The sequence below is a fragment of the Vibrio sp. genome (assembly GCF_984391705.1).
On the sequence record NZ_CFHWOM010000163.1, the window covers coordinates 1 to 1,240 of the forward strand.

Below are 1,240 nucleotides of genomic sequence, written 5' to 3' on the forward strand. Positions count from 1 at the left end.
CAACTTAGTTGATTTCGCAATGAATTAGTCGAAAAGGGAATTTCGTATCCTTATAACTCTGAATCATAATCGTGCTCAAAGATTAAGGAATAAAGCATAAGGTTCAGGATGATCAAATTAGCGTTAGCGGCAGCGGTGTTATTGCAAATCGGCGTCGCTGTCAGCACTGAGGGCTTAACACGCTCGTTAGCCGAGTTAACCGCTTTTCTGGTTGCGATTGCTTTAGTGTTGGTACACAGAAGCCAAAGCGCACAAAAAGAAGAGCTAACTCAGCCAGATAAAATCAATCAAGGTTTAGCTGAAAAGTAGCCAGCCAAGTGAGGTTGTTGAAATCAGTACCCATAGCGTTACACCAAACATCAGCGGTTTTGCGCCTGCTGACTTCAGTTTCGATACTGAAATACTGCAACCAATCAAGAATAGACACACCACAAGGGCTTGCTTAGCAATGGCAAAAATGCCTTGGTACACCACTTCAAATTGTGGGAAGAAGTCGCTGAATGCAATCGCAGCGCAGTACCAGAAAATGAAGTAAGGAATGACTAACTTACTTTTACCTTCCTCTCCGTTTCCACGAGAAAAGATCACGGCACTGATCAGCGCGACAGGAATGATCCACAGTGCGCGAGCAAGCTTCAATGTTGTTGCCGTGGTTAGTGCTTCTTCACCGTATGCAGATGCTGCGCCCACAACGGAAGACGTATCGTGAATCGCAATCGCAGCCCAGGTTCCGAACGTATGCTGATCCAAGCCGATCGCGTGACCAATAACAGGGAAAATGAACAGCGCCAGAGAGTTGAGTACAAAAACGGTCGCTAGAGCTAAACCAATTTGTTCATCTTTGGCTTTGATCGCAGGCGCGACAGCAGCAATTGCGCTACCGCCACAAATTGCGGTACCAGAAGCGATTAAGTAGGCTGTGGTACGCTCTAGCTTAATCATTTTGGCAATCATCATGCCAATCACCAGTGTACCGAGAATGGTTGCGATAATAAGACCTATGCCATCAGAGGTGACGGCGAGAGCCTGCTCAAAGTGAATACCGAAGCCTAAACCAATGATCGAATAGGAAAGCAGCTTCTTAGTAAAAGAGGCAATAGGAAGTTCAGTTGGTACTAGGCTAAAACTCGCCAGTAGAAAACCGATCACAAGCGCAATAGGAGAGGACACAAAAGGGGTCAAACAAAACAGCAGTGCCAATCCAAAGGGGATATTCTTTGTATTCAAGGGTGTCGTTCGT

General features: G+C 45.9%; 2 protein-coding genes. One reads left to right on the plus strand and one right to left on the minus strand.

Going from position 1 to position 1,240, the window contains the following annotated elements; all coding sequences use genetic code 11:
• Positions 1–108: 108 nt before the first annotated feature.
• Entirely contained in the window at positions 109–309 is a 201-nt protein-coding gene (locus AC4MRV_RS22140) for a hypothetical protein (protein WP_071235635.1), read from the plus strand.
• Here AC4MRV_RS22140 and AC4MRV_RS22145 read toward each other — a convergent pair.
• Positions 295–1,227: a YeiH family protein gene (locus AC4MRV_RS22145; protein WP_005425579.1), complete on the minus strand. Its 933-nt coding sequence runs from the start codon at positions 1,225–1,227 to the stop codon at positions 295–297. The two genes, AC4MRV_RS22140 and AC4MRV_RS22145, sit on opposite strands and share 15 nt — an antisense overlap.
• Positions 1,228–1,240: the final 13 nt, after the last annotated feature.